Genomic DNA, 21,245 nt, shown 5'->3' with positions numbered 1-21,245 from the left:
AGTCGGCCGATTGCACCGGTGGTGGTCAAGGCACCCGATGTCGGGCAAGATCGACGGGAGGGTCATCAGCACCCGTCGACTCTGGGGGGTCACATGCACGACCAGCGTCCCGAAGAACCGGTCCGACAGCACTCGACCGACTTCCTCCCCGGGGTCAGCGGCAACCCGGTCGCCCCGTTCCAGCGAGACCATGAACCGGGTAGCGCGCCGATCCGGAACGACTGGATCTTCTTCGTTCCCATCGGCGGTGTCGTCGTCCTCGGGGTCGTCGCGTACGTCATCTGGGGCTCATGATGCGGCTCCGGGTGGGGTTCGCAGAGTCAGAGCCCGGCAGCACGCCGACGATCGAACACGATGAACGGCTCGTCCGGACCTTCCGGCACACCGCGAGCCGACTGTTGTTCTGGGGGTGTGTGCTGTGTGCGCTCGGCGGCGCCTCGATCGGCTGGTCGGTAGTCGGTCCGATCCGATTTACGGGGCTGGCTCTGGCGGGCTTCTTCGTCCTCGTGGGCTCGGGCTTCCTCGTCTTGCGGAGCCGCGTGATCCGGCGGGCTCGGCCTGCCGTGGCAGCCGCGCAGGGGCGCATCGACCGTTTCCGATCGTGGCAACGCTCGCAGCCAGGGTGGGTCCCCCTCGACGGCTTGCGCCGGTCTGGTCGCTGACGGCTTCGTCGACGCCGTCACCCGGTCGAGCGAACCGGTCAGTCCTGCTGGTCCGCCTCCACCGCGTCCCGCAGCCGGTCGAGCACGTCCGGCACCGCTGAGCGCACCCGGCTCCAGCTCGGGATGAACGGCTTGTCGTTCGGCCGCGCCGTGAAGGCGCCGCCGGCGTCGAGGATCGCCTTGGTGAAGAGCTCCACGGCGGCTTCCTCGGCGTGCTGGTCGAACGCGAGCCCGCTCATCTCGGCCTCGTGCCGATAGACCTCGACGATGTCGAGCGCGTTCCGGTAGTACGTCGCCTTGAGCACCCGGAACGAGTCGGACGTGAGCGGGACGCCCATGGTCGCGAGCTTCCGGAGCAGCGACTGGACGATGTCGTTGCCCATCCGGGCGAGGCCGCCGGTGCCGTCGGCTTCGGCGAGGGGCTGGTGCTTGTGGTCGTACGCGTCGGCGATCTCCACCTGACACACCTGCCGGGTCGCGTAGTCGCGGTAGACCTCGGAGAGCATGCCGATCTCGAGTCCCCAGTCGGCGGGGATCTTCAGGCCGTTCAGCACGTGGGCACGCATCGCGAACTCGCCGGACAGCGGGTACCGGAAGCTGCTGAGGTACTCCAGGTACTCGGACTCCCCGTAGACCTGACGGAGCGAGCGGAGCAGCGGCCCGACGAGCAGCCGTGCGGCGCGGCCGTTGATCCGACCGTCGGCGACGCGGGCGTAGTAGCCCTTCGAGAACTCGTAGTCGAACGCGGGGTTCGCGACCGGGTAGAACAGCCGCGCGAGCATGCCCCGCTCGTAGGTGGTGATGTCGCAGTCGTGCAGGGCGATGCAGTCCGCCCGCTCCGACGCCAGGGCGTACCCGGTGCAGTACCAGACGTTCCGGCCCTTGCCGGGCTCCCCCGGTGCCAGGCCCGCGCGCTCCAGTTCCGCGTCGAGCTCGCGCAGTCGCGGCCCGTCGTTCCACAGGATCCGGTGCCGCTGCGGCAGCCGCGAGAAGAACTCGCGGGCGTGCTCGAACTGCGAGCGGTCGGCGCGGTCGAGCCCGATCACGATCTCGCTGAGCCAGTCGGCCTCGGCCAGCTCGTCGACGATCCGCGACAGTGCCGGACGCTCGAGCTCGGAGTACAGCGCCGGCAGGATCAGGCTCATCGGGCGCTTCTCGGCGAAGCCCCGCAGGTCCTCCTCGAGGCTCGCGGTGCTGCGGCGACCGAGGTCGTGGAACGTCGTGATGACGCCGTTCTGGTGGAAGTCGCTCATCGGTGGCTCCTGACGGACGGGGTGGTGAACCGGGTGAGGCCCTCGGTCCAGCCCTGCGGGCCGGGGGCGGTCGTGCGGTGGACGCGCTCGGGGCGGTCGTCGGCGAGCGGTCCAGGGGCCGGTCCGTGTCCGCGGACCACGACGGCGAAGTCGACGGCGTCGAGCAGCGCGGTGTCGTTCGGGCCGTCACCGAGTCCGATCGTGCGCGGGACCGTCCCCGTCCGACGCTCGTGGTCGGCGATCAGCGTCCGGACGGCCGCGCCCTTGTCGCGGCCGGCCGGCAGCACGTGCCAGAACCGGCCGCCGCGCACCAGGTCGAGGCCGACCGCGGCGAGCGCCGCGCGGAACGCGTCCGCCCGGTCGTCGTCCTCGGCGTGCCAGAGCAGGACCTCGGACGCCTCGCGCTGCTGCGCTCGTCCGGCCGCCTCGAGGTCGAGGCCGGTCCACGCGGCGACGACCGCGTCGGTCACGCCGCCGAAGGTCTCGAAGCGCAGCTCCAGTGACTGACGGACGCGGACGAGTTCCGCGTGCAGCCGCTCGAGGTCGCCGTCGCGCGGTCCGACCAGCACCTCGCCCGCCGGTCCGACCACGACCGCGCCGTTCTCCGCCACGAACGCGTGTCCGTCGAGCCCGGTGCGTGCCTGCAGCACCGTGATCTCGGCACGCGTCTTGCTGCTGCAGAACACCACGGGGACGTCGTCCGCCCGCAGCTGTTCCAGCATCGGCAGGGCCGCGTCGAACGAGTAGTCGTGGTGGTCGAGGAACGTCCCGTCGAGGTCCGTGACGATCATCAGGTCGGGTGTTGGCATCGTGCTCCGCTGGCGGCTGGCTGGGCTGCGGGCGACGATGCCCCGGACCACCCTGCCACGCGCATGCGTCGGTTGGGTGAACAAGCCGGCGTCGGTCGCGCGACGCGACCAGCGGACGGACGGGAGGCACGGTGCCAGCTGGCACCGCGCCTCCAGTCCGTCACGGCGTGGGGACCGCCGCGCGGTCACCAGGGCAGGGTGCCCTCGCGATCGGTGACGGTGCCGGTCGGAGCGGCGGCCCCGGTCGCGACACGCCCGGTGGCGACCGATCTGTGAGGATGTCCCCTTCGTGCACACTGCGGAGTGAAGGGGGTGGACATGAACCGATCAGCCGAGCCGGACAGCGCGCTCGTGGCGGCAGCCGCGCGCGGCGACCGCAGTGCGGTCACCGCGTTGTTCGACCGTCACGCCGAGACCATGACCCGCTACACGTGGGCACTGGTCACGCGGCGCATGGACGTCGAGGAGATCGTGCAGGACGCGTTCCTGACCCTCTGGCAGAAGGCCGACACCGTGGAGGTCCCCGGGGAGTCACTCCTGCCGTGGCTGCTCGTCGTGTGCCGGAACCACGCCGCGAACCTGCGGCGACAGCAGCGGCGACACGAGGGTGTCGACCTGCCCGACGAGCTCGCCGCGCCCGAGCCGGACGACGACGCCCGCGAACGGCTGCGGTGGGTCCGCGCCGAGATCGATGCGCTCGCACCACTCGATCGCCAGGTGTGCGAGCTCTGCCTCATCGAGGGCCGCTCCTACGCCGAGGCCGCCGACCTGCTCGGCATGAGCGTCGGCGCCGTCACCCAGCGCGTGTGGCGGTCCCGTGCACGGATCAAGAAGGCGGTGACGAACGATGAACGATGAACGACGAACCGACCACGGGTCCCCGATGAGCAACGAGCCGCCCGGTGGCGACGAGATGCAGCGGATGCTCGCCGGCATGCGGCAGCAGGTCGTCAGGGGCATGCACGACAAGCCACGCCCGGCCTCCGCACGCCGTCGCGTCGGCCTCATCGTGGCGTTGATCGGCGTGCTCGGCATCGGCACCGCGAGCGGTTCGGTGGCGCTCGGACTCGTTCCGACGCCCTTCGCCGCAGCACCCGCACCCGCGCCGTCCTCTGCACCGCCGACACCGGCACCGACCGGGTCACCGTCACCGTCCGCGGCCCGCATCACGCCGACCCCGGCGCCGGCCGACACCACGGCGACGATCCCCGGGGCGTGCACCGATGCCGTGCCGGCCGCCGATGCTCCGCGCTTGTTCGGTTCGCTGGAGATCACCCAGTTCCGCCCCCAGGTACCGGGCGGCAGGACCGACTACTACATCGACCCCGAGATCCCGTTCAAGGAGGACGCGGAGCTGGTCTGTTCCTGGACACCGGGCGGTACCTCGGAGGGCGACGAGGGGCTGTTCCTCGAGATGGGCACGGCAGATCGTGACGTCCTGCAGGCCCGCCTCCGCGTCGTCGCCGACACGGACTGGACCTGCACCGACACGCTCGGTGGACGTTCGTGCCAGCACACCGAGACGTCGATGTACTACTCGGACCGGGTGGAGACGACGCACACGTTCTTCGTGCGCGGCGACACCTGGATCTCGATCACGCAGTCGAACGTCCCGACCGACGGCCTTCTGAAAGCGCTCGTCCAGCAGACCTGGACGGACTGACCGACGGACTGGAGGCACGGCGCCAGCTGGCACCGCGCCTCCAGTCCGTCGTCACGCACGCTCAGAGCCAGTGCCGCCGCTTGAACACCGCCCACAGCACGACCGCCAGCAGGACCATCGCGACGATCGCAGCGGGGTACCCCCACACCCACCGCAGCTCGGGCATGTGCTCGAAGTTCATGCCGTAGATCGACGCGACCAACGTGGGCGCGAACAGGATCGCCGCCCACGACGAGATCTTCTTCACCTCTTCGCCCTGCTCCATCGACGCCCGCGCCAGCCGCCGGCTCTCCTCCCCCTGTGCCAGGCTCGCGCTGGTCATCCGGCGCATCGCGTCGTTCTGCTCCTGCGTCACCAGGGTCGAGTGCAGCGTGAGCGCGTTCTCGAGCAGCGTCCGGAACGTGTCCACGCGCTCGGTGACACGGATCGCGTGGTCGAGGACGTTCCGCAGCTGGTTCTGCACCTCGGTGTCCGTGCCGTACTTCTCGGCACCGCGCAGCAACGCGTTGAGCATCCCGGGCAGCGGGCCGATGGCGCGCTGGAACCCGATGACCTCGCTGAGCAGCTGGTAGATCCGCCGCGAGGACGCCGGGTCGACATCCCCGTCGAACAGGTCGTCCTCGATGTCGTCGATGTCGTCCTGCAGCCCGGCGACGACCGGGGCGTAGCTGTCGATGACCTCGTCGAGGACCGCGCAGAGCACCGCCTCGGATCCGCGCCCCAGGGCGTCCGGATCGGCTTCGAGTCGTTTCCGCACGTCGGCGAGGTTCGGCTGCTCCGCATGCCGAACGGTCACGACGAAGTCGCGCCCGGTGAACAGGTGCACCTCACCGAACTCGACGGTCTCCTCGTCCTCGTCGTACCAGGCGGGTCGCAGCACCACGAACAAGGTGTCGCCGTAGCGCTCGAGCTTCGCGCGCTGGTGCCCCTTGTGCGCGTCCTCGACCGCGAGCGGGTGCAGCCCGAACTCGTCCGCGACCGAGGCCAGTTCGGCGGCCGTCGGTCGGAACAGCCCGATCCAGGCCATCGCGCCGCTTCCGGCAGCGTCGAGCGCCTCGTAGGTCAGGCTGAGGTCCTGCGGCGACTCCGTTCGGGTTCCGTTGACGTAGATGCCGTTGTCGATGAGGGCCACCGGTGTCCTCCTGGTTCCGTGGTGCATGCGGGCAACCCGCCGATCATGCCGGACCGCCGACGGCGGGCGCGCTTACCTGACGGAGCCCTCACGCTTTGCGCCGGATTCCTGTCGGAGTCCTGACACGCCCTGGGCGCGACCCCAGGACGGACTGGAGGCACGGTGCCAGCTGGCACCGTGCCTCCAGTCCGTCAGCCGTCGCGTTCAGGACCGCCGGCAGTCCGATCCGCTCGTTGCGTTCAGGGCACGTCCTCGCCGAAGGCGAGCAGCGTCCACGGCTCCAGGTCGTGCATCCCGACGCTGGTCTCCCACTCGGTACCATCCGGCCGGAACTCCCGCCTGACGTAGTCGACGAGATCATCGCCGTAGATGACGACGTCCGTCTGGTGCACCGAGAAGACCGGCGCCCCGCTGCCGAGCGGCGCGGCAGGCAGGTAGCGGTGCGAGTACAACGGCACCAGCTGCGGCCACTGCCGCAGGTGTCGCTCAGCCACCTCGAGACGCTGCGACTCGTCGCCGGGTCGCTCGCCCCACGACCCGGGCCAGAAGGCGTCGTGACGGACGTCGAACAGGGCACCCTCGACCGGCCACCGGATCGCTCGCCGCAGTCGCTCGTCGTTCCGCGCGCGCCAGTCGAACCACCCGTCCCCGCTCGGCAGCGCGAGGGAGAGCAGGGCTCGGTGGTCCGCGCCGAACCGAACGCCGTACCGACGCTCGGCCCGGCCCAGTTCCCGATCGGACAACCCGGGTTCGAGAGCAACACCGAACGTCCGGAGGAGTTCGACGGTCAGGGCTGCGGACACCCCCGCAGCCTAGGCCGACGGACGCGAGCCCCACGAGCACGTGGCAGACGAGACGGCGTGGATCTGACGGAACGTCTGGACGACAGCGAAGATGGCGAGGTGAATCGCACCGATCGGCTCTACGGCATCGTGGAGGAGTTGCGCGCCGGAGCCCCGCAGCCGCGGAGCGCTCGTCGTCTCGCGGAGCGGTTCGAGGTGTCGGTGCGGACCATCGAACGGGACATCTCCGCGTTGCAGCAGGCGGGTGTGCCCATCTGGGCGGAGCCCGGCCGGACCGGCGGGTACGTCATCGATGCGTCCGCGACGCTCGGCCCGGCGGGCTTCACGCCGGACGAGGCCCTCGCGGTGCTGATCGGGCTCGGCTCGCTGGGGCGCAGTCCGTTCCGGCACGCGGCGCAGACCGCGGCCAGGAAAACGCTCGCGGTCATGCCCGCCGGCGACGCCGCACGAGCCAGCGCGCTGGCCTCGCGGGTGCACTTCCTGGAGGACGACGAGGACACGGTGGTCCCGGCAGAGTTCGCGGCGGCCCTGCGCGCGGATCGGGTCGTGCGACTCCGGTACCGGGATGCCGGCGGAGCGGAGTCCGTCCGCGACGTCGAACCGCTGGGGTCGATCGGGAAGGACGGTCAGTGGTACCTGATCGCCTGGTGCCGGGTGCGCGACGGGGTGCGGGCGTTCCGGGGCGACCGGATGCTGTCGGTCGAGGTCACCGACGAGCGGCCGGCGCAGCGCGTCCTGCGGTCCGAGGACCTCGCGATCCAGTACGGACGACTCCGGCCGGTCCTCGACGACTAGCGCGGTCGGTCCCCGGAAACGCGGTCGGTTTCCGGAAACACCGACAGGACGGTGTCGCGGCGGCCGGTGAAGCTGGTCGCTCCGAGTCAGCAGCACCACCGTGAGGAACCCCATGTCGTTCGCATCCGTCCGCATCATCACCGACGACCTCGAAGGCATGGTCGCCTTCTACGAGCGGGTCACCGGCCAGCCGGCCGAGCGCCCTGCACCGGTCTTCGCGCAGTTCACCGGCCCGGGTGGGACCCTCGCGATCGCCAGCACCGCCACGGTCGCCATGCTCAGCGGCGCGCTGACGCCGGCCACGAACCGTTCCGTGCTCATCGAGTTCGAGGTCGCCGACGTCGACGGCGACTTCGCTGGACTGCAGCTCGGCAGCGACGACGTCGTCCTGGAGCCGACCACGATGCCGTGGGGCAACCGCTCCGCACTGGTCCGCGACCCGGACGGCAACGTCGTCAACCTGTTCAGCAGGCCCGCCGCCGCCAACTAGGCGGAGCGGCTCAGGCGGCGGCGGCGTTCGCGGACGAGCGGCACTCCTCCGGTGGTCGCCCAGCAACGGACTCCGCAGCGATGTCACGGAGCCGTGTAAGCCGGTCGTGGGTGGCGCCGAGGGCCTCGATCTGGCGTCGGATGCGATCGCTCTCCTCGTCGAAGTGGTCGAGCATCGTCCGCGTCGCGACCCCGGTGTCGAGGAAGGGCAGGATCTCGACGATCCGACGACTCGGCATGCCCGCCGCGTAGAGCATCTGCATGAAGCGCACCCGCGCGACATCGGGCTCGCGGTACTCCCGGTGTCCGCCCGCGGTCCGCTCCGACTCGAGGAGCCCCTGCTCCTCGTAGTACCGCAGTGACCGGACGCTGACGCCGGCCCGTTCTGCGAGTTCACCGATCCGCATCGTTCTGTCCCTCGGGCTTGATTCTCACGTTGACGTCAGGTTCTACCGTAGCGGGCATGAACCTCTCTGGAGCCACCGCCCTCGTCACCGGCACGAACCGCGGTATCGGACGCCACCTCGCCGCACAGCTGATCGCACGCGGGGCAAAGGTCTACGCCACCGCCCGACGCCCTGAACTGATCGACCTCGAGGGCGTCGAGCGCCTCGCCCTCGACATCACCTCCCCCGCGTCGGTCGCAGCGGCCGCCGCGGTCGCGACCGACGTCGATCTCCTGATCAACAACGCCGGGATCGCGACCACGGCGACCCTGCTGGGCGATCTGGACGCAGCGCACGCCGACATGGACACGAACGTCTGGGGCACCCTGTCCGTGATCCGCGCGTTCGCACCCGTCCTGGCGGCGAACGGCGGTGGGAGCATCGTGAACATCGCCTCGGGTGCCTCGTGGCTCGCCATGCCCGGAGCCTCCGCCTACGCGGTGTCGAAGGCCGCCCTGTGGAACATGGGCAACGCGTTGCGGCACGAACTGGCCGGCCAAGGGACCGCGGTGATGTCCGTGCACCTCGGAGTGGCCGACACCGACATGACCGCGGGGATCTCGATGGCCAAGACCGACCCGGCCGACGTGGCGCGCGCGACCCTGGACGGGGTCGAACGCGACGACTACGAGGTCGTGGTGGACGAGCAGGCCGCGTTGATCAAGCAGATGCTCGCCGGGGACCCCAGGGAGCTGTACGCGGTGGTGGCGCAGATGCTCGCGTCGTAGGAGCCGTCTTCAGGCGGCCTTCGGCACGGCCGCCAACGTGCGCCCATGCTGGGCCGCCTGCTCTTCGGCGCGGACCCGCAGCTCGTCGGCCAGCTCCGTGAACTGGTCGAGGGCGGGGTTCACCCCGACGAGCGTGAACTCGCGCGTCACCATGTCGAGGTCGAGCTGCCAGACGTCCTCGAGGATGCGGCGCATCCAGGCGGTGGCGTGGTCCCAGCCCTCCCGGGGCATGCCGGCGGAGTAGTTGCCACCCTGCACCGTGACGAGGACGGCCGGCTTGCCCGCGGTCGCGGGCACGGCGCCGGGTGCCATGCGTGGGTCGGTCAGCACGAGGTCGACGTAGGACTTGAAGTGCTGCGAGACGCCGAAGTTGTAGAGCGGCACGGCGAACAGCAGGGCGTCGGCACCGGCGAGCTCGTCGGTCAGCTCGGCGGCCAGGGCGACCGCGGCGACCTGGGCCGCCGTGCGCTCGGACTCGGGCGTCGCGGATGCGGCGACGGCGTCGGCCCAGCTGTCGGCGGGCACGGGGTCGGTGCCGACGTGACGGCGGGTCACCTCGGAGCCCGCGTGCACGGCGCTCCACTCGCTCTCGACGATGTCGCCGAGTGCTCGGCTGGTGGAGCCCTCGGTGCGGATGCTGGCGTCCAGGCGGAACAGGGTCATGACACTCCTTCGATCGTTCCCGGGTCGACGACCCGGGCCTCGGTTACGATGAGTAACCCTGCCCGCCGGGTTCCCGTTACCGCAAACGATCCCCTGTTACCCGGCAGTAACCACGGGAGACCCCATGACGGACCAGACCGCGCTGGACCAGTTGCAGGCCCGACTCCACCAGTCGATGCCCACGATGGCCGAGCTGTGCACGAGCGAGGACCCGGAACTCTTCCGGTCGCTGCTGTCCCGGATGGGCGACAAGTGGACGCTGTTGGTGATCGGCGTGCTCGGTGACGAGCGGCGGCGGTTCACCGAGCTCTCCGAGGTCATCCCCGGCATCTCACGCCGGATGCTGACCGTGACGCTGCGCGCACTCGAGCGCGACGGGCTCGTCTCGCGGACGGTCCATGCCGAGGTGCCGCCGCGCGTCGAGTACGAGCTCACCGACCTCGGACGGTCGCTGCAGTACGTGGCGCTCGCCCTCGCCGACTGGGTGCGGGAACACCAGCAGGTGATCGCCGGCAACCGGCAGGTCTTCGACGGAGACGGTGACGCCCCAGATCGATGACGACGACCCTGGCGCCAGCCCCCGGTCGGGTCCTGAGCGGAGAGAACAGCGCTGGCACCCGAGCTCAGGAGGCGAGGGGCTCCGGCTCCCATGCCGGGTCCGCTGACGGGTGCTCCTCGACGGACCGGCGCGCGCGGCGGATCCGGACGATCGTGGGCGGTAGCACCCAGACGAGGACCCCGGCCATGAGTGACCGACCGATCCACGCCGCTCCCCGCAATCGACGGGCGCTACCTGCGGAGCCGGTCCGCGGCGTCCGTCGCGGCACCGACCATGCGGCGGATGAACGCGGCGTGGTGCTCCAGCTCCGCTGCAGGCACCTGTTGCAGGGCGGCAGCGATCTCGGCGGTCGACCTCTCCGTGAACGCCCGCGCACGTTCCCGTGCCGCCGGTGTCGGACGGAGCGTCACCCGGCGCCGGTCGGTGTGCTCGCGGCTGCGAGCGAGCAGTCCGGCCGCCTCCAGGCGGTTCAGCAAGACCGTCACGGATCCGGAGGTCATACCGATCCTCTGCCCGAGTCGTGCGGGCGACAGCGGGTCGCCAGAAGAGTCCGCCCAGAGCACCTGCCCCAGGGCGTTCGCATCGGTCGTCGGCAGGTCGAGCCACGAGGACATCAGCTGGTTGAGTTCCGCGAACGCCACGGCCCATGTCTGTAGCGCTTCCATCACCTCGACCTGGGGTGCGTCCCACTCCGTCTCGAACACGTCGTCCATCAGATTCCTTTACTGTGTAGTATCTTTACTCTAAAGCTCACGACGGAGGAACACCATGGCAAACCGCACCGCTGTCATCTCAGGAGCCAGTATCGCTGGCCTGTCGACCGCATACTGGCTCCGCCGGACCGGATGGGACGTGACCGTCATCGAACGCGCCGCTGCCTTCCGTGACGGCGGACAGAACGTCGATGTTCGAGGCGTCGCGCGCGACGTGCTTCGCAAGATGGGCTTGTTCGACGCCGTGAAGGCACGGAACACCACCGAGACGGGCACCGTCCTCGTCGACGGGCGAGGGGCCGTCACCGCCGAACTGCCCTCCGACGGGGCCGGCGGTGCGACAGCGGAACTCGAGATCCTGCGCGGCGACCTCGCTCGGACGATCCTCGACAACCTGCCGGCCGGCGTCTCCTTCGTCTACGGGGACACCGTGTCGGACGTCGACGACGACGCTGCGGGAGTCACCGTGACGACCGCGAAGGGGCAGCGCCTGAGCGCGGACCTGTTCGTCATCGCCGAGGGTGTGCGGTCCCGGACTCGTGGCATGGTCTTCGATGAGGACGACGTCGACCAGCGCGACCTCGACGTCACCATGGTGTTCGGGACCATCCCGCGGACCGACAGCGATGACGACCGTTGGCGGTGGCACAACGCCGTTCGCGGACGCCAGGTCCACCTGCGACCCGACCCGTACGGCACCACCCGCGCGATCCTCGCCTACTCTCCCGGGGACGACGTCATGTGTCTGACTCGTGAGCAGACACTGGCGGCGGTGCGGCGCAGGTACGACGGAGTCGGGTGGGAGGCGCCACGGGTCCTGGACGCGCTCGACACGTCCCCGGACGTCTACATCGACCAGCTCCAGCAGATCCGGATGCGGACCTGGCACCGCGGCCACGTCGTGATGGCCGGTGACGCCGGATGGTGCGTCACACCGATGGGGGGCGGCGGCGCCTCACTCGCGCTCACCGCCGGGTACGTCCTTGCCGCGGAGCTCGCCGACGTGACGCAGGACCAGGAAGCAGCGCTGACCGCGTACGAGAAGTGGATGCGCCCGCTGGTCGACGATGTGCAGGACCTCCCTCGCGGACTCAAGGCACTGGCGTACCCGCAGTCCCGACTGGCGCTCGCGCTCCGCGGGCTCCTCAACAAGGTGTTGATGTCACGGCCGCTCCGACCAGTCGCCATGAAGCTCACCCAGGTCGCCGAGACTGATCGCGAGTTGCCGGTCCTCCTCGATCGTTGAGTCCTCAGCGTGACAGGGGACGCACTCACTCCGCGACGTCCGGCAAGCTGGGAGCATGGCCGACACAGCCCCAGGTACCGTCCACTTCCATCAGAAGCACCACGAAGCGATCATCCGCGGCGACAAGGTCACCACCGTGCGGTGGAACGAGTCTGTACAGGTCGGCGCGGCGACGTTCGTCTTCGACGATCACCCGACCGCCGAACCGTTGACCGGCGCGATCACCGCCGTGCACCGGTACCGGCTCGACACCCTCACGGCGGAACAGGCGCATCAGCCTCCGGGGACGGACATGCGGCGCTTCGGGGAACAGCTCCGCGAGAACTACTACCCCGAGATGCCGGACGACGCGGTCGTCGAAGTGGCAGAACTCATGACTCGGCCATCTCTGTAGGGCATCTGCTGACGGACGCCAGAGTGGCCGCAAGCGTGCGTACCCTGGCGCAATGAGGCAACGTCGAGTCGGGGGTCCTGCACTGTTGGTCGGCGTCGCCGTCGCGGTCGCCGTGACGCTCACCGGCTGCACGGGAGGCAGCGACGGCCTCGCGAAGCAGTACCGCGACGGCGACACGAAGAACTACATCTCGGGAGACGGCGCTGTCACGGAGTTCGCCGCGAACGATCGTGGTGAACGGGTCACTTTCGAGACCCATGACCTCGACGGCAAGGTCATCCGTGCCGATCAGTACCGTGGCAAGGCGCTCGTCCTCAACTTCTGGTACGCGTCGTGCGCACCCTGCCGCGTCGAGGCGAAGGACCTCCAAGCCGTCAGCGATGATCGGCACGCGCAGGCGTCGTTCCTCGGCGTCGATGTCCGGGACTCTGCAGCGACCGCGCGTGCCTTCGTGAAGGAGCACGACGTCTCGTACAGCAACGCCGTTGACCAGGACGCGGCCGTGCAACTCGCATTCTCCGGGACGAACGCCCCCAACTCGACGCCGGCAACCATCATTCTCGACAAGGAGGGCCGGGTGAGCGCCCGCATCCTCGGTCCGATCAATCGCAGTGTGTTGACGACGTTGATCGACGAAGCCAACAAGTGACGACGTGACGTCGGAGCCCTGAACAACGAGCCTGTCAGTGCGCCGAGCGCGGACGGCGGGGTGCGTCCCGTGGAGGGGGCACCAATTGAGACGGCACGTTGATCTCTCATCTTGAGCGCTGCTAGCGTTCGTTCAACTGGTCCGATGATGGCGAAGGGTGGCAACGATGCCGTTCTGTGCCCCTCGTCGACTGTTCCCCACGAAGCCTGCGCCCGAGTTCGTCGGACCGCGGCCGATCCCTCCCGGAGTTATGGCAACGCAGTACTGAGCTGACCACGACGGTCGGCCCCTCCCCGACGCGAGCGTCTTGCTCGCGTGCTTCTGCTTGCCCGCGCCGTCGTACGACGGCGGCGCGACGACTTCACGGGACCACATCCATGCTCTTCACCCCTGCCCGGTTTCGGGCCTCACTCGCGAGCTTGCGCGAACACCGTTTCGTCACCTTCGCAGTCTTGACCGACACCATCGGCGCCGGCCTCACGCTGCCACTGACGATCGTCTACTTCACCATCACCACCGACGTGCCGCTTGCAGTGCTCGGCGCCGTCTCCACCGTCGCGACACTGATTGCCCTCCCGATCGGACTGGTCGGTGGCGTCCTCACCGATCGATTCGGCGCGAAGGCGTCGATGATCCTCAACAACCTCCTCTCAGCAGCGGGCTTCACGCTCTACCTGTTCGCTCACGATCCGATGATGATCTTCGCGGCGATCTTCCTGGCCAACGGCTCCGAGCGGCTCTACTGGACCTCATGGACCGCGTACGTCCACGACCTCGCTGAAGGCCGCCCGTTCGAGCGGTGGTTCGCGTTCCTCGAAGCGACGAAGGCCGCCGCGCTCGGCGCTGGCGCGATCATCGCCGCGGTCACCCTCGCGAACGGCCACCAAGACGGGTTGCGGTGGCTGGTCCTCGCCAACGTCGTCACCAGCGTTCTGGCGGCCGGCGTGTTCGCGACGCAACCCACCGGGTATCGATCCACGCCGACGTCCGCCCTCGCCGATACGGAAGGGGCGGACACGACCGGGTCGCTTCGTTCCTTCGTCGCCGACCGGTCGATGCGACTCATCACGCTCGGACAGTTCCTCATCGGTCCCGCAATGGTGTTGCCGAACGTCGCGTTCAGTGTTCTGTTCGTCGAGCAGTGGGGCATGTCCCCAGCGGTCGCGCCCGTCCAGTTCGCTGTCGCTACGGGCCTGTGCGCGTTGCTCCAGACCTCCGTGACCCGCTGGGTTGCTGGTCAGCAGCGTGGAACGCTCATCGCGCTCGGTGCAGTCTTGACTGCCGCGACCGCAGCACCGCTCATCGTTCTCCCTCCGCTGCACGGGCCGGCGGCGTGGTCCTTCGTCATCGTGGTCGCGATCCTGCTGGCAGCTGCGGACATGATCTACCTCCCGGCCGCCAACGCGGTCATGGCCGAAGCTCCACACCCTCGAATCCGCGGCCGAGCGATCGGGGTGTTCCAGACCGCGAGCTCGATCGGCATGGCACTGTTCCCGCTCACTCTCGGACTCTTGGACTCGCGCACGCCCTGGCTGCTCTGGCTCATCGCCACGGGTGTGTTCCTCGCCGCCGCCTGGGCTTGGCACAGAGCGGTCCGGGGTTTGCCGGGACGCGTACAAGTCGCGGAGCCGACCGACATCGACGCTTGAACAGTGTCTTGGGCGAACTGTCTTGCTCGCAGCGTCGCGGTCTGCCAGCGTTGGCGCATGGGCGAGGACGCGACCACGCTGCGTGGAGTCCCCGGGTTCCGCCCGTACTGGTCTGCTGCGACCGTCTCGTCGTTCGGATCAGCAGTCAGCGCGGTCGCCGTACCGGTTCTCGTGGTGATAGTGCTGCACGCCAGCCCGTTCGAGGTGGGGCTGGTGAACGCTGCCCAGTTCCTCCCGTACGCGTTGTTCGGGCTGATCGTCGGCGCGTACGTTGATCGATTCCCACGCAAGCCACTCCTGATCTGGGCGAGTGTCGGTCGTGGCGTGTGCCTGGGCACGATCCCGGTGCTCTGGTTCACGGGGCTCTTGAACCTCTGGGTGACGGCGGCGGCGTTGTTCGTGTTCGGCATCCTGTCCGTCATCGGATTCGCTGCAACGCAGTCCCTCCTCCCCCGAATCGTCCCTCGCCCACTCCTCCTGGCGGCGAATGCGCGGGTCGACCAGAGTGATGCGGCAGCGCAGACGGTGGGCCCGGCTTTCGGAGGTGTCCTGGTCAGCATCGTGACCGCGCCGGTCGCGATCGCCCTCGACGCGGTGAGCTACTTCGTCGACGCCGTCCTCATCGCGGGCGTCCGCGTCATCGAGCAGACGCCAGCGCGCACGGCGGGTGCGCGGTTGCGGAGCGACATCGCCGACGGCCTGCGGTGGACGTACGGTCATGCGACGCTCGCACCGCTGGCGCTGTCGACACATCTCTGGTTCCTCGCCAACGCCGCCGGACTGACGGTGTTCGCGACACTCGCGCTCCGCACCTTCGCGCTCTCAGCGGCCGTGTACGGGGGCATCCTCGCAGTCAGCGGTGTCGCGATGCTCCTCGGCGCCACTGCGGCGCTGCGCCTCGGCACCCGCTTCGGCGCCGGCCGGACGATCATCGCCGCTCGAGCCGCGTACCCGATCGCCTGGGCCGCCATCACGCTCACGACGGTTGGCACCGACACCGCAGGAACACCGGCGACCGTCGCCGTGTTCTTCGTCGCCTTCGCCGTGCACGGCGCTGCAGCGGGCTGCGAGAACGCGAACGAGATGAGTCTTCGCCAAACCGTCACACCCGACGCGCTGCTCGGTCGGATGAACGGCACGATGCGCAGCGCGAACAGGACCCTCGCGGCTGGAGGAGCAGTGGGCGGCGGCGCGCTCATGACCGTCGCTGGAGATGGCGTCGCGCTGCTCGCGGTGACCCTCGTGTTCGCCGGCGCCGTCGTCGTGGCGATGTGCTCACCACTCAGGACGATCGCCGTTCGGTAACGGATCGACCGCCGAACGAGCCTGCCAGCGACTCAGGTTCGCTTCGACCGGTCCCGCTCGGATCGGGCGGACCCGTGGAGTGCGAAGCCGATCGCGCCGACGATCGCAGCCAGCAATCCCATCGCCGCGATGACCAGCCCTCCGGCCACGAGCCCGATGTACTGAACGCCCGCACCGAGGAGCGCCATCACGAGCCCCGCGACCAGAGCCCCGAGGCCGAACGCAAGGCCGAACACACGGGGCGGAACGCGAGAAAACATGCGCCCATCTAACTCTCGACTCTCCGCGATCCGCGCGCGCTGGCGAAGTGACGTCCGTGCCGGGGATGTGGCGGCCACACCCAGTCCGCCGCCGGCTGCGCTCCGGACCTCCTCGACGACGACCGCGGGTCACGCCCGATCACTCGACCGCGGTGCAGTCTCGACTGGAGAACTCGGCGAACTCCCCCGCGAACAGCGTCGGTGACGGAGCTCGGGTGGCGATCTGCCAATCGTCCTCGGTCTGCATCCATGCACCTTGCCAACGGACGCCGCTGCCGCCCGAGGCTGCGCGCGCATCACCGTAGCGATCAGCGCATGTCCTCGCCGAACCCGAGCAGCATCCACGGTTCCAGGTCGCTCACTCCCCCGATGCGCATCTGCGACAACGGGTGGGCTCTCGAGGGCGTTCAACGGTGACCGTTCAGCCGAGTGCCGGCGGGAGCGCCCCGATCTGCCCGAGGATGCTGAGCACGTCCGGCTGACCGACCTCGTCGACGATCAGTCCCTCGTCGAAACGGTAGAAGTTGCTCGCGTTCGCGACCACCGTCCTCCCCGTAGCGGGGACACCGAGGAACTCGCCGTCGTGCGTGCCGCGGAGTTCGAAACGTGCTGCGACCGTGTCGCCCTCGACGACGATCCGGTCGATGCTCCACTGGATGTCAGAGAACGCGCCCCGCATGATCGTCAGGATTTGCAGGTACCCCGGCAGCCCGCGCAGCGGCTCGGGCGAGAACGGCGTCAAGAACGCCGCCTCCGGTGCGATGACCGTCTCACCGATGGACGGGTCGGCGCTGTTGATGAAGTCGACGAATCGCAGGAACGAGAGGCGTGTGTCTGTGGTCATGGGCAACTACTTTACATAGCAAGTAGATGCCGTAGAGTCGAAGCATGAGCACGGAACTCGCCCCCCTCCCTGGAATCGACGCCGCGGATGACCGGACCGGGCGAGCGGCGCGTCTGCACGAGTACTTCGCCGCGCTGGTGCGGCACGAGACCGACGTGTGGAACGCGGTCGAGAAGCGGATGCGGGGCGAGGGTGTGCTGAGCCTGGCCCGACTGGAAGTGTTGCGGATCGTCCAGGCGGCCCCATCGGGCGCCCGGGTGCAGGACGTCGCGACCGGCGTCGGGACGTCGATCGCTGCAGCCAGTCGCTTGCTCGACCGGCTCGCCGCCGATGGTTTCCTCGAGCGTTCGACGGACCCGGACGATCGGCGCAGTGTCCGCAGTGTGCTCTCACCCCAGGGGAGAGACGCCTTCGCCCTCGCGGACGAGCGGTTCGACCAAGCGCTGGACGCCGTGCTCTCGGATGCCGATGCCACGGCGATCGCAGACGGCATCGCGGCACTCGAGCGCCTGCAGTCGACGTTGGAGGCAAGGCGATGACGGCCACCATGCGGGCCGTCGTGATCGACGCACCCGGTGGCCCCGACGTGTTGCACCTCCGTGAGCTGCCGATCCCGATCCCAGGCCCGGGCCAGGTGCTGATCCGTGTGGAAGCGTTCGGGCTCAACCGGTCCGAGCTGCACTTCCGCCGCGGCATGGGCCATTTCGGGACCTTCCCACGGGTGCCCGGGATCGAAGCCGTCGGGACCGTGGAGGCAGCCCCAGGTGGAGAGTTCCCCGCCGGTACCCAAGTGGCCGGGCTGATGGGCGGGATGGGTCGCGACTTCGACGGGGGCTACGCCGAGTACACCGTCGTTCCGGCCAGCAGCGTCGTGCCGTTCCGGAGCAGCCTCGACTGGTCCCTGCTCGGCGCCGTCCCCGAGATGCTGCAGACCGCACACGGTTCGCTCACCGTGGGCGTCGGTGCCCGCCGGGGCGACACGATCCTGATCCGCGGTGGCACGTCGTCGATCGGCCTGGCGTGCATCGTGCTGGCGAAGCAGCAGGGCATGACCGTCATTGCCACCACTCGCAACCCGGACCGCACGGAGCGACTGCACACCACTGGTGCGGACCACGTCGTGGTGGACTCGGGCAGGATCGCCGACACGGTCCGTCGAATCGTGCCGGACGGCGTCAACGGAGCGGTCGAGTTGATCGGCACAGACACGCTGCCCGACACGCTCCGGGCGACAGCCGTCCACGGCACCGTGTCGTTCAGCGGGATGCTCTCCGACGTCTGGACCATCCCCGACTTCTACCCGATGGCGGTGATCCCCAACGGGGTGCGCCTCACCGCGTACTCCGGCGAAGCGAGCGACCTGCCGGCATCGGTGCTGCAGACGTACCTTGACACCGTCGCAGCCGGCACCGTGCAGGTCCCGATCGCGAAGGTGTATCCGCTCGAGGAGATCGTGCAGGCCCACCGCGACATGGAGGACGGGACCCGGTCAGGCAAGCTCGTCGTCACCATCCGATGATGGGTACGGGCTCTCCGGAACCCCGCTCTCGGGGTGGAACCCGTTCGTCCTCGACAAGGGCGCCAGCCAGTGCAAGTCAGGAAGGTCTGATGTCTCCTCGCAGCTACAAGATCACCTTGGCCGTCCTCGGCCTGGTCAGTCTCTTGCTCGTGCCGTTCTTGGTGCAGGGCGCCCTGCCGGCGATGTACGGCACGGTCGCACTCGTCGTTGTCGTCGCTTGGCTGCTCTACGGCGTCGTCAGCTCGAAGCTGACCCGGCGGTCCGGGCACAGCTAGGCAGGTCTCGATGGCCGGCAACTGACGGACAGGAGGCCCGGTACCAGCTGGCACCGGGCCTCCAGTCCGTCAGTGGCACGCGTCCAGGGCCTGCGCCTCTGTCGTGGCGTCCCACGCGCGCCGCCGTACCCGGCAGCACCGTCCGGTCACCCCCAGGTCAAGGGCTGTTCACCCGCTGCCGCTACCTCTGCTTGTCGGACCGCTGCCCGAGGGTCCCGATACCGGAGGACCCATGAACACCCGCACCGCACTGTCCTGCGTTGCCGTCGCCGCCCTCGCCTCGCTGGTGTTCGCGGTGCCGGCACACGCCGACGAGGCCAGCTTCACCAGCAGCAAGCAGCCCTACATCGCCCCCAGCCAGTCGGACATCGACGCCTACTCGCCGGCGCCGACGGGCTACGCCCCCGTCGCCACGGAGTCGGTCGCCCGACACGGATCCCGGGGACTCTCCGCCTACAAGTACGACGCACTGCTGCACCGTCTCGCCGCGACCGCGCAGGCCGAGAACGGGTTCCTGACGCCGGAGATCGGGAAGGAGTTCTCCGCGAACCTCGACGCCATCACCGCGGCGAACGTCGCGAACGGCTACGGCATGCTCACCGGTCAGGGCGCCACCCAGCACCGGGGCATCGGAGCACGAGCCGCGCAGCGCAACAAGCAGCTGTTCGCAGCTGCGGCGAAGACGGGCGGGCGTGTCGTCGCCGAGACCTCGGGTGAGTCTCGCGCGACGGAGTCCGGCGAGAACTTCTTGCGGGGCTTCGGTGCCACGGGCGTCAAGCTCGAGCCGCGCCCTGACCTGCTCTACTTCCACGACGTCGAGAACCCGGACGGCACCGAGAAGGCCGAAGGGTCGCCCGAGCGCCAGCGAGCCCAGGCGTACGAGGACTACGTCGCCGCACAGACCGGTGACGGCGGCACGATCGCCGCAGCCTTGCAGTACATCGAGGCGAAGCCGCGATCCGTCGAAGCGGCGAACGACCTGCTCTCCGGCATCTTCACGCCCGGGTTCATCGCCGCGATCGGCACGGACAAGGCACACACCTGGTACAACACCGCCGACGGCTCGAAGGGCGGCGCGGTGGCGTGCGCGCCCGGTGCCGACACCAAGGCCGATCCCGATGCCTGCGGCGATCCGAAGAAGTCGATCAAGAGCACCGTCGATGCGGCGATGTCGCTGTACAACCTGTACATCATCGCGGCCGACATGCAAGAGGAGAACGTCGCTCCGCACCAGTTCGACTTCGCCCAGTACTTCGCTGGCCGGCCGGCGGATGCCGAGTGGTTCGCGTACCTGCTCGACGCCGAGGACTTCTACGAGAAGGGCCCGAGCCTCGCCGGGCACGACGAGACCTACTCGATCGCCGAGCCCCTGCTCGACGACTTCTTCGCCACGATCGACGCCCGCGTCGCCGGCGGCGACGTGGTCGCGACCTTCCGCTTCGCGCACGCCGAGACGATCATCCCGTTCGCTGCGCTGCTGCGTCTGCCGGGATCCACCGTCGCCGCGCCCGACAACGCTGCTCCGGCATCGGACGCCGACGTCTACGACGACGCCACCAACCCGTGGCGAGGCTCCCAGGTGACGCCGATGGCGGCGAACGTGCAGTGGGACGTCGTGTCGCGTGCAGGCATCGACCCCGCTACCGGAGCGGCCTACACGCCGCTCGTGCGCATGCTCTACAACGAGCGGGAGATCGCGTTCGCCTCCGGGTGCCGTGCGGTCGCCGCAGGGTCGCACTGGGTCAAGGAGACCGAGCTCAAGCACTGCCTCACCGGCACGGCGATGACCGAGAACCCGCTGATCGCTGCAGCCGTGCCAGGACCGACCGCGACGCCCACCGCGGAGCCCACGCCGACGCCGACCGTGACACCAGCGGCGCAGGGCGCCGGCGCACCGACGACCCCGGCGACGGCGCCGGCGACGGGCACGCTGGCCGCGACCGGAGCGGAGTCACCTGTCGGACCGGCGTTGCTCGCGACACTGCTCCTCCTGGCCGGTGCCGGGACGCTTGTGCTGGGTCGCCGGCGTCGCCGGCGACCCACCGAGTGACACCGACGCGGATCCGCGGCTTCTCGAGATGACCAGCCTGTCCCGGCGCCCCGCCCCAGCGGGGTGACGGCCGGACTGGAGGCACGGTGCCAGCTGGCACCACGCCTCCAGTCCGTCCGTGGTTTCGCTCCAGGTCCTCACCGAGTTCACCCGCTCCGGGCGATGGGCGCCTCCCCCAGCAGGGCGAAGGTGGTGGTCCGTTCAACGGACCGACGGCCGGGAGCAGAAGGCATGAGCAGTACAGGGCAGTCCGATCGCCGGACACGTTGGCGCTCGAACCGCGAGCTCATCACCGTCCTCATCCTCTCGATCACCGCGGTCCTCACCGCCTGGTGCGGG

General features: G+C 69.4%; 25 protein-coding genes. 16 read left to right on the top strand and 9 right to left on the bottom strand.

Translation table 11 applies throughout. The features are described 5' to 3' along the window. Positions 1 to 93: 93 nt before the first annotated feature. The gene (locus DEJ01_RS05025) at positions 94 to 294 is read left to right on the top strand and encodes a hypothetical protein (RefSeq protein ID WP_111092363.1); all 201 of its coding nucleotides are present in this window, start codon (positions 94 to 96) and stop codon (positions 292 to 294) included. Between the two features lie 406 nt (positions 295 to 700). Here the strand turns inward: DEJ01_RS05025 and DEJ01_RS05015 are convergent, their stop codons facing one another. Both DEJ01_RS05015 and DEJ01_RS05010 read right to left on the bottom strand, forming a co-directional pair. Continuing rightward, entirely contained in the window at positions 701 to 1,915 is a 1,215-nt protein-coding gene (locus DEJ01_RS05015; protein ID WP_111092362.1) for a glycosyl transferase, read from the bottom strand. Beyond that, a complete protein-coding gene (locus DEJ01_RS05010) occupies positions 1,912 to 2,724 on the bottom strand; it encodes a mannosyl-3-phosphoglycerate phosphatase (protein ID WP_111092410.1) in 813 nt (270 codons plus the stop codon). Before DEJ01_RS05010 ends, DEJ01_RS05015 begins: the two co-directional genes overlap by 4 nt. A 318-nt stretch (positions 2,725 to 3,042) precedes the next feature. Between DEJ01_RS05010 and DEJ01_RS05005 the strand changes: the two genes are divergently transcribed. Both DEJ01_RS05005 and DEJ01_RS05000 read left to right on the top strand, forming a co-directional pair. Beyond that, a complete protein-coding gene (locus DEJ01_RS05005) occupies positions 3,043 to 3,582 on the top strand; it encodes an RNA polymerase sigma factor (protein ID WP_083389453.1) in 540 nt (179 codons plus the stop codon). Positions 3,583 to 3,607: 25 nt separating this feature from the next. Continuing rightward, a complete protein-coding gene (locus tag DEJ01_RS05000; protein ID WP_111092361.1) occupies positions 3,608 to 4,387 on the top strand; it encodes a hypothetical protein in 780 nt (259 codons plus the stop codon). 61 nt (positions 4,388 to 4,448) lie between these two features. Here DEJ01_RS05000 and DEJ01_RS04995 read toward each other — a convergent pair whose 3' ends face one another. Both DEJ01_RS04995 and DEJ01_RS04990 read right to left on the bottom strand, forming a co-directional pair. Continuing rightward, positions 4,449 to 5,519 carry a magnesium and cobalt transport protein CorA gene (locus DEJ01_RS04995; RefSeq protein WP_111046560.1) on the bottom strand — a complete coding sequence of 357 codons (1,071 nt, stop codon included), beginning with the start codon at positions 5,517 to 5,519 and terminating at the stop codon, positions 4,449 to 4,451. Between the two features lie 239 nt (positions 5,520 to 5,758). Beyond that, positions 5,759 to 6,322 (bottom strand): hypothetical protein, encoded by a 564-nt coding sequence (locus DEJ01_RS04990; protein WP_111092360.1) that lies wholly within the window; start codon positions 6,320 to 6,322, stop codon positions 5,759 to 5,761. A gap of 99 nt (positions 6,323 to 6,421) precedes the next feature. On the opposite strand from DEJ01_RS04990, the gene DEJ01_RS04985 reads away from it, so the two are divergent. Continuing rightward, complete coding sequence (locus DEJ01_RS04985; protein WP_111092409.1) at positions 6,422 to 7,117, top strand: YafY family protein; 696 nt, start codon at positions 6,422 to 6,424, stop codon at positions 7,115 to 7,117. A gap of 112 nt (positions 7,118 to 7,229) precedes the next feature. Beyond that, positions 7,230 to 7,607 carry a VOC family protein gene (locus DEJ01_RS04980; protein WP_111092359.1) on the top strand — a complete coding sequence of 126 codons (378 nt, stop codon included), beginning with the start codon at positions 7,230 to 7,232 and terminating at the stop codon, positions 7,605 to 7,607. Positions 7,608 to 7,617: 10 nt separating this feature from the next. On the opposite strand, the gene DEJ01_RS04975 is transcribed toward DEJ01_RS04980, so the two are convergent. Continuing rightward, on the bottom strand, positions 7,618 to 8,013 hold the full coding sequence (locus DEJ01_RS04975; protein WP_111054308.1) for a MerR family transcriptional regulator: 396 nt from the start codon (positions 8,011 to 8,013) through the stop codon (positions 7,618 to 7,620). Between the two features lie 56 nt (positions 8,014 to 8,069). Here DEJ01_RS04975 and DEJ01_RS04970 point away from each other — a divergent pair, with 56 nt between their 5' ends. Beyond that, the gene (locus DEJ01_RS04970) at positions 8,070 to 8,780 is read left to right on the top strand and encodes an SDR family oxidoreductase (RefSeq protein ID WP_111092358.1); all 711 of its coding nucleotides are present in this window, start codon (positions 8,070 to 8,072) and stop codon (positions 8,778 to 8,780) included. Between the two features lie 9 nt (positions 8,781 to 8,789). On the opposite strand, the gene DEJ01_RS04965 is transcribed toward DEJ01_RS04970, so the two are convergent. Continuing rightward, positions 8,790 to 9,443 carry an FMN-dependent NADH-azoreductase gene (locus DEJ01_RS04965; RefSeq protein WP_111092357.1) on the bottom strand — a complete coding sequence of 218 codons (654 nt, stop codon included), beginning with the start codon at positions 9,441 to 9,443 and terminating at the stop codon, positions 8,790 to 8,792. 124 nt (positions 9,444 to 9,567) lie between these two features. Here DEJ01_RS04965 and DEJ01_RS04960 point away from each other — a divergent pair, with 124 nt between their 5' ends. Beyond that, positions 9,568 to 10,002: a helix-turn-helix domain-containing protein gene (locus tag DEJ01_RS04960; RefSeq protein WP_309146904.1), complete on the top strand. Its 435-nt coding sequence runs from the start codon at positions 9,568 to 9,570 to the stop codon at positions 10,000 to 10,002. Positions 10,003 to 10,232: 230 nt separating this feature from the next. Here DEJ01_RS04960 and DEJ01_RS04955 read toward each other — a convergent pair whose 3' ends face one another. Further along, entirely contained in the window at positions 10,233 to 10,715 is a 483-nt protein-coding gene (locus DEJ01_RS04955; protein WP_111023238.1) for a MarR family winged helix-turn-helix transcriptional regulator, read from the bottom strand. Positions 10,716 to 10,770: 55 nt separating this feature from the next. On the opposite strand from DEJ01_RS04955, the gene DEJ01_RS04950 reads away from it, so the two are divergent. The 5 genes from DEJ01_RS04950 to DEJ01_RS04930 all read left to right on the top strand — a co-directional run bounded on the left by DEJ01_RS04950 (position 10,771) and on the right by DEJ01_RS04930 (position 15,958). Further along, complete coding sequence (locus DEJ01_RS04950) at positions 10,771 to 11,961, top strand: FAD-dependent monooxygenase (RefSeq protein ID WP_111092356.1); 1,191 nt, start codon at positions 10,771 to 10,773, stop codon at positions 11,959 to 11,961. Between the two features lie 55 nt (positions 11,962 to 12,016). Further along, entirely contained in the window at positions 12,017 to 12,355 is a 339-nt protein-coding gene (locus DEJ01_RS04945; RefSeq protein ID WP_111046568.1) for an ASCH domain-containing protein, read from the top strand. 85 nt (positions 12,356 to 12,440) lie between these two features. Then, entirely contained in the window at positions 12,441 to 13,004 is a 564-nt protein-coding gene (locus tag DEJ01_RS04940) for a redoxin domain-containing protein (RefSeq protein WP_258375643.1), read from the top strand. 452 nt (positions 13,005 to 13,456) lie between these two features. After that, positions 13,457 to 14,653 carry an MFS transporter gene (locus DEJ01_RS04935; protein WP_181438360.1) on the top strand — a complete coding sequence of 399 codons (1,197 nt, stop codon included), beginning with the start codon at positions 13,457 to 13,459 and terminating at the stop codon, positions 14,651 to 14,653. Between the two features lie 57 nt (positions 14,654 to 14,710). Then, the gene (locus DEJ01_RS04930; RefSeq protein ID WP_111092353.1) at positions 14,711 to 15,958 is read left to right on the top strand and encodes an MFS transporter; all 1,248 of its coding nucleotides are present in this window, start codon (positions 14,711 to 14,713) and stop codon (positions 15,956 to 15,958) included. 32 nt (positions 15,959 to 15,990) lie between these two features. Here DEJ01_RS04930 and DEJ01_RS04925 read toward each other — a convergent pair whose 3' ends face one another. Then, entirely contained in the window at positions 15,991 to 16,218 is a 228-nt protein-coding gene (locus tag DEJ01_RS04925) for a hypothetical protein (protein WP_146247555.1), read from the bottom strand. A 421-nt stretch (positions 16,219 to 16,639) separates the two neighbouring features. Next, positions 16,640 to 17,062, bottom strand: coding sequence for an ester cyclase (locus DEJ01_RS04920; RefSeq protein ID WP_110864774.1), 423 nt, complete (start codon positions 17,060 to 17,062; stop codon positions 16,640 to 16,642). 44 nt (positions 17,063 to 17,106) lie between these two features. Here DEJ01_RS04920 and DEJ01_RS04915 point away from each other — a divergent pair, with 44 nt between their 5' ends. From DEJ01_RS04915 to DEJ01_RS04900, 4 genes are all read left to right on the top strand, one after another. Further along, positions 17,107 to 17,601, top strand: a complete 495-nt coding sequence (locus DEJ01_RS04915) for a MarR family transcriptional regulator (RefSeq protein ID WP_111046573.1) — start codon at positions 17,107 to 17,109, stop codon at positions 17,599 to 17,601. Then, positions 17,598 to 18,581 carry a zinc-binding alcohol dehydrogenase family protein gene (locus DEJ01_RS04910; protein ID WP_111092352.1) on the top strand — a complete coding sequence of 328 codons (984 nt, stop codon included), beginning with the start codon at positions 17,598 to 17,600 and terminating at the stop codon, positions 18,579 to 18,581. Before DEJ01_RS04915 ends, DEJ01_RS04910 begins: the two co-directional genes overlap by 4 nt. An 89-nt stretch (positions 18,582 to 18,670) precedes the next feature. Beyond that, a complete protein-coding gene (locus DEJ01_RS04905; protein ID WP_071244971.1) occupies positions 18,671 to 18,856 on the top strand; it encodes a hypothetical protein in 186 nt (61 codons plus the stop codon). A 232-nt stretch (positions 18,857 to 19,088) separates the two neighbouring features. After that, positions 19,089 to 20,906 carry a histidine-type phosphatase gene (locus DEJ01_RS04900; RefSeq protein WP_111092351.1) on the top strand — a complete coding sequence of 606 codons (1,818 nt, stop codon included), beginning with the start codon at positions 19,089 to 19,091 and terminating at the stop codon, positions 20,904 to 20,906. The last annotated feature ends 339 nt before the right edge of the window (positions 20,907 to 21,245 follow it).

Source organism: Curtobacterium sp. MCLR17_040 (assembly GCF_003234735.1).
GTDB lineage: Bacteria > Actinomycetota > Actinomycetes > Actinomycetales > Microbacteriaceae > Curtobacterium > Curtobacterium flaccumfaciens.
Note: the sequence above shows the minus strand (reverse complement) of the source record. Positions and strands in the feature narration are given on the sequence as shown.

Excerpts from the sequence above, each read along its gene's own strand:
- DEJ01_RS05025 (WP_111092363.1), top strand. The coding sequence starts at position 94 with ATGCACGACCAGCGTCCCGAAGAACCGGTCCGACAGCACTCGACCGAC.
- DEJ01_RS05015 (WP_111092362.1), bottom strand. The coding sequence starts at position 1,915 with ATGAGCGACTTCCACCAGAACGGCGTCATCACGACGTTCCACGACCTC.
- DEJ01_RS05010 (WP_111092410.1), bottom strand. The coding sequence starts at position 2,724 with ATGCCAACACCCGACCTGATGATCGTCACGGACCTCGACGGGACGTTC.
- DEJ01_RS05005 (WP_083389453.1), top strand. The coding sequence starts at position 3,043 with ATGAACCGATCAGCCGAGCCGGACAGCGCGCTCGTGGCGGCAGCCGCG.
- DEJ01_RS05000 (WP_111092361.1), top strand. The coding sequence starts at position 3,608 with ATGAGCAACGAGCCGCCCGGTGGCGACGAGATGCAGCGGATGCTCGCC.
- DEJ01_RS04980 (WP_111092359.1), top strand. The coding sequence starts at position 7,230 with ATGTCGTTCGCATCCGTCCGCATCATCACCGACGACCTCGAAGGCATG.
- DEJ01_RS04975 (WP_111054308.1), bottom strand. The coding sequence starts at position 8,013 with ATGCGGATCGGTGAACTCGCAGAACGGGCCGGCGTCAGCGTCCGGTCA.
- DEJ01_RS04970 (WP_111092358.1), top strand. The coding sequence starts at position 8,070 with ATGAACCTCTCTGGAGCCACCGCCCTCGTCACCGGCACGAACCGCGGT.
- DEJ01_RS04965 (WP_111092357.1), bottom strand. The coding sequence starts at position 9,443 with ATGACCCTGTTCCGCCTGGACGCCAGCATCCGCACCGAGGGCTCCACC.
- DEJ01_RS04960 (WP_309146904.1), top strand. The coding sequence starts at position 9,568 with ATGACGGACCAGACCGCGCTGGACCAGTTGCAGGCCCGACTCCACCAG.
- DEJ01_RS04955 (WP_111023238.1), bottom strand. The coding sequence starts at position 10,715 with ATGGACGACGTGTTCGAGACGGAGTGGGACGCACCCCAGGTCGAGGTG.
- DEJ01_RS04950 (WP_111092356.1), top strand. The coding sequence starts at position 10,771 with ATGGCAAACCGCACCGCTGTCATCTCAGGAGCCAGTATCGCTGGCCTG.
- DEJ01_RS04945 (WP_111046568.1), top strand. The coding sequence starts at position 12,017 with ATGGCCGACACAGCCCCAGGTACCGTCCACTTCCATCAGAAGCACCAC.
- DEJ01_RS04930 (WP_111092353.1), top strand. The coding sequence starts at position 14,711 with ATGGGCGAGGACGCGACCACGCTGCGTGGAGTCCCCGGGTTCCGCCCG.
- DEJ01_RS04925 (WP_146247555.1), bottom strand. The coding sequence starts at position 16,218 with ATGTTTTCTCGCGTTCCGCCCCGTGTGTTCGGCCTTGCGTTCGGCCTC.
- DEJ01_RS04920 (WP_110864774.1), bottom strand. The coding sequence starts at position 17,062 with ATGACCACAGACACACGCCTCTCGTTCCTGCGATTCGTCGACTTCATC.
- DEJ01_RS04915 (WP_111046573.1), top strand. The coding sequence starts at position 17,107 with ATGAGCACGGAACTCGCCCCCCTCCCTGGAATCGACGCCGCGGATGAC.
- DEJ01_RS04910 (WP_111092352.1), top strand. The coding sequence starts at position 17,598 with ATGACGGCCACCATGCGGGCCGTCGTGATCGACGCACCCGGTGGCCCC.
- DEJ01_RS04905 (WP_071244971.1), top strand. The coding sequence starts at position 18,671 with ATGTCTCCTCGCAGCTACAAGATCACCTTGGCCGTCCTCGGCCTGGTC.
- DEJ01_RS04900 (WP_111092351.1), top strand. The coding sequence starts at position 19,089 with ATGAACACCCGCACCGCACTGTCCTGCGTTGCCGTCGCCGCCCTCGCC.